Source organism: Kocuria sp. p3-SID1428, assembly GCF_025149945.1.
GTDB lineage: Bacteria > Actinomycetota > Actinomycetes > Actinomycetales > Micrococcaceae > Kocuria.
This window is the reverse complement of sequence record NZ_JALXVH010000002.1, coordinates 104,051-110,050: the sequence shown is the minus strand read 5'-3', so window position 1 is coordinate 110,050 and position 6,000 is coordinate 104,051. Positions and strand designations below refer to the sequence as shown.

The window sequence follows — 6,000 nt, the reverse complement described above, 5'->3', positions numbered from 1 at the left end:
GGTCGCCTGCACACAGGTATCAGCCGAAGGAGCCGACCACGTCCAGGATCGTGTCCCAGACCTGGTAGATGCCCAGGACCGTGAACAGCACGGCGCACACGATCAGCACGCCGTTGGCCATCCAGCCGTTGCGCCAGCGCTTCGGAGTGCGCGCGGTGTTGAGCAGCCCCAGCAGCGTGATCGCCAGGAAGGGCATGAACAGCGCTCCCAGCACGCCATAGAGCAGGATCAGGAAGATCGGGCGTCCCATCAGCAGCAGGAGCATGGGCGGGAAGGTGATCCACAGCAGGTAGAACTTCACGTACCTGCCGCCCGGGCGAGTCGCCGGATCACCCGACGGCAGGCCGCGGTGGTGGCCCCAGAAGTCCGCGAACATCAGCGAGACGCCGGACCACACACCCACCACCGAGGAGAACGAGGCCGCGAAGAAGCCCACCAGGAACGCCGTGCCGATGACGTCCCCGTAGCGGTCGTCGAGGACCTCGGCCAGATCCAGAAGCCCGGCGTCGCTGGCGGAGATGGACATGCCCGCCGCATAGAGCACCTCGGCGCCCACGATCAGCATGGAGAGCACGAAGATGCCGGTGACCACGTAGGCCACCGTGTTGTCGAGCTGCATGACGCGCATCCACTTGGGGCTGGCCCATCCCTTCTCGCGTAGCCAGTATCCGTAGGCCGCCAGGGTGATCGTGCCGCCGATGCCGCCGGAGAGCGCCAGCGTGTAGACCAGCCCGCCCTCGGGGATCATGGGCACCAGGCCGCGGATCATGTCCGGGATGTTCGGAGCGGCGATCGCCGCCAGGCCCACGACCACCACGAACATGATGCCCACCATCACCGCGGTCAGCTTCTCGACCAGCGCGTACTTGCCGAACCAGACCATGAGGAAGCCGGCCAGGCCCATCAGCACGGCCCAGGCCGGCAGAGGCATGCTGTTGGGGAACAGCGCCACGATCGGCAGAGCTGCCGAGGACATCGCCGTGGCCCCGTACACGAAGCCCCAGATCATGATGTAGGGCGCGAAGTAGACGGCGGTCCACTTCCCCAGCGAGCGCCACCCCTCGAAGATCGTGCGGCCGGTGGCCAGCGAGTATCGCCCCGCACCCTCGACCAGCGCGATCTTCACGATGGTGCCCACGATGACCGCCCACAGCAGGGCGTAGCCGTAGCGCGAGCCCGCCGTCAGGGTTGCGACCAGGTCGGCTGCGCCCACGCCCGTTCCGGCCACGACCAGGCCCGGGCCGATGATCTTCCAGCGACGGATCGCGGTGAGCTGCTCATCCGGATCGATGTGGGGCATGGGCCCCAGGTACTCCTTCGGTGCGGACATGACTCACCCTTCTGATGACGTGATCTGCGCCATGAGTATCTCAGGTGATGCCCAGATCCTGAACATCAGCTGGCACCGCAGCTCATGCAGGTCTCAGCGACGCCCTCCTCAGGCGAACGGCCACTGCGAGGACAGCTCCTGCTCCAGGCCCGGCTCCCGGTAGGACTCGACCCCGAAGAACGCCCGGAAGTGCTCGGCCGGCATGGCCAGCATCCCCTGCACATCCGCCTGGGACGAGTGGCACTGCATGGTGCGCCGCTTCAGCTCCAGCAGCTCGTCATCCAGCTCCAGCTGCCAGTGCAGCTCGGAGGCCGGGATCCCGAAGCCGTTGCCGTCATCGGCAGGGCCGTCCGGGTCCATGACCTCGTCCGGGGAGGCCCCAGCCGCCAGAGCCTGATCGCGCAGCTGTCGGAGCCGGTCCCGGTTCATGGACTGCTCGAGCAGCCGCGGCCGCTCGGCCGCCAGCTCGGCCGCGCGGTGGGCGACCTGATGGACCTTCACGTGATCGGGGTGCCCGTAGCCGCCGTGCCAGTCGTAGCCCACCAGCACGTCAGCGCCCTCCTCGTCCAGGATCGCGGCGACGGCCTGGGCGGCCTCATCGACGTCTGCGCGGTGGAAGCAGGCCTCGCCGTCGTTCTGCGCCCAGCCGGTCATCCCGGAGTCGTGGAAGCCGAGCCACTCCACGCGCGAGATGCCGAGCACCCGCGCGGCCGCGGCAGCCTCAGTGCGGCGGTGATCGGCCACCGAGAGCACCTCCTGGGCGTCGTCGGCGGCCTCCAGCGGCGTCCCGAAGTCCCCGTTGGTCGCGAAGACCTCGACCACGCGGTGACCCTCCGCCGCCGCGCGGGCCATCGTGCCGGCGGTCTGCGAGGACTCGTCGTCCGGGTGGGCGTGGAGGAAGACGATCACGGCCATGACGGGGCAGCTCCTGGAGATCTGAGGTCGACGCACGACGACGGCCCCGCCATCAGGCGGGGCCGTCGTCGATATGGAATCCGGTGGAGGCAAGGGGACTCGAACCCCTAACCCTCTGCTTGCAAAGCAGATGCGCTACCAATTGCGCCATGCCCCCGGAGCATCCTGTCGAGCTGAACTCAGTCGACGGGATCTGCGGCTTCGCGCCAAGCGGCGCGATCGGCATCTGCGGAGCGCAGCCGCCAGGCGGCGACTCCTGCTCCGGCGGCACCGGCCACCAGCACGATCGCCGTGAGAGCGTTCTTCATGCCGGTCTCCGATGCACTGGGATGCCGTTGAACCGTGGGCGTACCAGGAATTGAACCTGGGACCTCTTCGTTATCAGCGAAGCGCTCTAACCGTCTGAGCTATACGCCCGTGACCGGCGGACCGATCACGTCCGCTCGGGAGACCACAGGGTCTGTCCGTCGCGGAACGAATAGGGACTCTACACGATCGCCGCGACCGGGACCAATCGAGGATCCCCGTCAGCGGCGCCGCGCAGGTCAGTCGTCGGTCAGCGTGACTCCGATGCCGCCGATCAGGCCGGCGGCCAGGTTGTAGAGCATGGCGGCGATGACCGACAGCAGCGTCAGCAGGATGACGTTGATGACCGAGAGGATGGTCGCGAAGATCGCCACCTGCCCCAGGGAGACGATCTCCTGGACCTCTGTGCTGCCTCCCGGGCCCGCCAGCATGGCGGCGAGCTCGTTGATGCCGTTGAACAGACCCGTGATGTCCATCAGGATCCAGATCAGCACGGCCGCGACGACCACCACGATGCCCAGCGCAACCGAGAGCAGGAACGCGAGCTTGAGCACCGACCAGGTGTCCACGCGCGAGACGACCAGGCGCGCGCGGCGCACCTTGGCCCGCGGTGCGGGACGCACCAGCCCCTTGGTCGAGGACCGCTGGGGGGTGCGGCTGCTGGATGACGCCGTCTTCTTGGCGCCGCCCGCCTTCTTGGCCTGGCTGGGAGAGGATCCCCGACCAGCACCACCGGACTTCGAGCGTCCGGCCGGGCCAGAGCGTGCCTCGGGGCTCATTCGTTACCTCCGTTGTCGACTTCGTCCAACGTTACGACATCCTCATCCGCAGCATCGGCTGACGGATCCGGGTTCTCAGCCGCGCCGTTCTCGACGGCCTCCTCGACGGCATCTTCGATGTGGCGCTCCGCGTTCCAGGCCACACCGACGATCGAGTCCTGGGTGGCCGGCTTGGCGAAGATGACTCCCATGGTGTCGCGGCCCTTGGCCGGGACCTCGGAGACCGCGGAGCGCACGACCTTTCCGGAGGCCATGACCACCATGACCTCGTCGGATTCTCCCACGATCAGGGCGCCGGCGAGCTTGCCGCGCTCATCTCCGACCTTGGCGACCTTGATGCCGAGTCCGCCGCGGCCCTGGCGCCGGTACTGCTCCACAGCCGTGCGCTTGGCGTAGCCGCCCTCGGTCACCACGAACACGTAGCTCTCGGTGCCCTCCTCCACGACGTCGGCGGCCAGCAGCTCGTCGTCATCGCGGAACTTCATGCCGGTCACGCCCGAGGTCGCACGCCCCATGGGTCGCAGCGCCTCGTCGTCTGCCTGGAAGCGCAGCGACTGGCCGTTGCGCGAGACCAGGAAGATGTCGTCGTCGGAATCCACGAGCTTGGCCGAGACCAGCTCGTCGTCGTCGCGCAGGTTGATCGCGATGACGCCTGCGGTGCGGTTGGTGTCGTAGTCCTCGAGCCGCGACTTCTTGACCAGGCCGCTGCGCGTGGCCAGCACCAGGTACGGGGCGTCCTGGTAGGTCGACAGCTCCATGACCTGGGCGATCTGCTCACCGGGTTGGAAGGCCATGACGTTGGCGACGTGCTGCCCCTTGGCGTCGCGGCCGGCCTCGAGCAGCTCGTAGGCCTTGGTCCGGTACACGCGCCCGTGGGTGGTGAAGAACAGGATCCAGTGGTGCGTGGTGGTCGTGAAGAAGTGCTCGACGACGTCGTCGCCGCGCAGGTTCGCCCCGCGGATGCCCTTGCCGCCGCGGCGCTGGGCCCGGTACTGATCGATCCGCGTGCGCTTGACGTAGCCGCCGCGGGTGATCGTGACGACCACGTCCTCCTGGGGGATCAGGTCCTCCATGGACATGTCGCCGTCGTAGCCGAACAGGATCTCGGTGCGGCGGTCGTCGCCGTACTTCTCGACGGTCTCCTCCAGCTCCTCGGAGACGATCTGGCGCTGCAGGTCCTCCGAGGCGATGATCGCCTCGAAGCGCGCGATCATCTGCTCGAGCTCGGCGAAGCGGTCCTGGATCTTCTGCCGCTCCAGCGCGGCCAGGCGCCGCAGCTGCATGTTGAGGATGGCCTGGGCCTGCTCCTCGTCGATCCCCAGCAGCTCCATCAGCCCGGTGCGGGCCTCATCCGGGGTGGGCGAGCGGCGGATCAGCGAGATGACCTCGTCCAGGGCGTCCAGGGCCTTGAGCAGCCCCACCAGGATGTGCGCCTCCTCCTGCGCCTGGCGCAGGCGGAACTGCGTGCGCCGGACGATGACCTCGATCTGGTGGCGCACCCAGTGGTAGATGAAGGCATCCAGCGACAGGGTGCGCGGCACCCCGTCCACCAGGGCCAGCATGTTGGCGGAGAAGTTCTCCTGCAGCGGCGTGTGCTTGTAGAGGTTGTTGAGCACGACCTTCGGCACGGCATCGCGCTTGAGCACGATCACCAGGCGCTGGCCGGTGCGGCCCGAGGTCTCGTCGCGCATGTCGGCGATGCCGCCGATCTTGCCCTCCTTGACCAGGTCCGCGATCTTGATGGCCAGGTTGTCCGGGTTGACCATGTACGGCAGCTCGGTGACCACCAGGCAGGTGCGCCCGTGGATCTCCTCCACGGAGACGACCGCGCGCATCTTGATCGAGCCGCGCCCGGTCCGGTAGGCGTCCTCGATGCCCTTGTGGCCCAGGATCTGCGCGCCGCCCGGGAAGTCGGGGCCCTTCACGCGCTTGAGCAGGGCCTCGAGCAGCTCCTCGCGGCTGGCTTCCGGGTTCTTCAGGTACCACTGCACGCCGTCGGCCAGCTCGCGCAGGTTGTGCGGCGGGATGTTGGTGGCCATGCCCACGGCGATGCCGGCGGAGCCGTTGGCCAGCAGGTTCGGGAACCGCGCCGGCAGCACGGTGGGCTCGCGCGACTTGCCGTCGTAGTTGTCCTGGAAGTCGACGGTCTCCTCGTGGATGTCCCGGACCATCTCCATGGCCAGCGGAGCCATCTTGGTCTCGGTGTATCGAGGGGCTGCGGCGCCGTCGTTGCCGGCGGAGCCGAAGTTCCCCTGGCCCAGGGCCAGCGGGTACCGCTGCACCCAGTCCTGGATCAGTCGGACCAGGGCGTCGTAGATCGCCGAGTCGCCGTGCGGGTGGTAGTGGCCCATGACATCGCCGACTACGCGGGCCGACTTGTTGAAGGACCGATCCGGACGGTAGCCGCCGTCGTACATCGTGTAGATGACGCGGCGGTGCACCGGCTTGAGGCCGTCGCGGACATCCGGCAGCGCGCGCCCGACGATGACCGCCATCGCGTAGTCCAGGTAGGAGCGCTGCATCTCCGTCTGCAGGTCGACCTGCTCCACGCGATCGCCGATGATCGTGGCGGCCTCGACCTCGGCGCCCGGCTGGTTCTCGGGCTCCTCGGGCGTGCCCTGGGTTTCGTCGCTCATGCGTGCGCTTTCCGTCCTTCTCCTGACGCCCGAG

At 68.1% G+C, this 6,000-nt stretch carries 5 protein-coding genes and 2 tRNA genes; all 7 read right to left on the bottom strand.

Annotated elements, in window-relative coordinates; all coding sequences use genetic code 11:
• Positions 1-19: 19 nt before the first annotated feature.
• The gene (locus M3E84_RS01120) at positions 20-1,330 is read right to left on the bottom strand and encodes an Nramp family divalent metal transporter (RefSeq protein WP_396415529.1); all 1,311 of its coding nucleotides are present in this window, start codon (positions 1,328-1,330) and stop codon (positions 20-22) included.
• 108 nt (positions 1,331-1,438) lie between these two features.
• A complete protein-coding gene (locus tag M3E84_RS01115; protein WP_259894092.1) occupies positions 1,439-2,245 on the bottom strand; it encodes a PIG-L family deacetylase in 807 nt (268 codons plus the stop codon).
• Positions 2,246-2,329: 84 nt separating this feature from the next.
• A tRNA-Ala gene (locus M3E84_RS01110) sits at positions 2,330-2,402 on the bottom strand.
• A gap of 22 nt (positions 2,403-2,424) precedes the next feature.
• A complete protein-coding gene (locus M3E84_RS01105; protein ID WP_259894091.1) occupies positions 2,425-2,553 on the bottom strand; it encodes a DLW-39 family protein in 129 nt (42 codons plus the stop codon).
• 35 nt (positions 2,554-2,588) lie between these two features.
• A tRNA-Ile gene (locus M3E84_RS01100) sits at positions 2,589-2,662 on the bottom strand.
• Between the two features lie 128 nt (positions 2,663-2,790).
• Positions 2,791-3,330: a DUF3566 domain-containing protein gene (locus M3E84_RS01095; RefSeq protein WP_259894090.1), complete on the bottom strand. Its 540-nt coding sequence runs from the start codon at positions 3,328-3,330 to the stop codon at positions 2,791-2,793.
• A complete protein-coding gene (gene gyrA / locus M3E84_RS01090; protein WP_259894089.1) occupies positions 3,327-5,966 on the bottom strand; it encodes a DNA gyrase subunit A in 2,640 nt (879 codons plus the stop codon). The genes M3E84_RS01095 and gyrA overlap by 4 nt, the downstream gene beginning before the upstream one ends.
• Positions 5,967-6,000 lie beyond the last annotated feature (34 nt).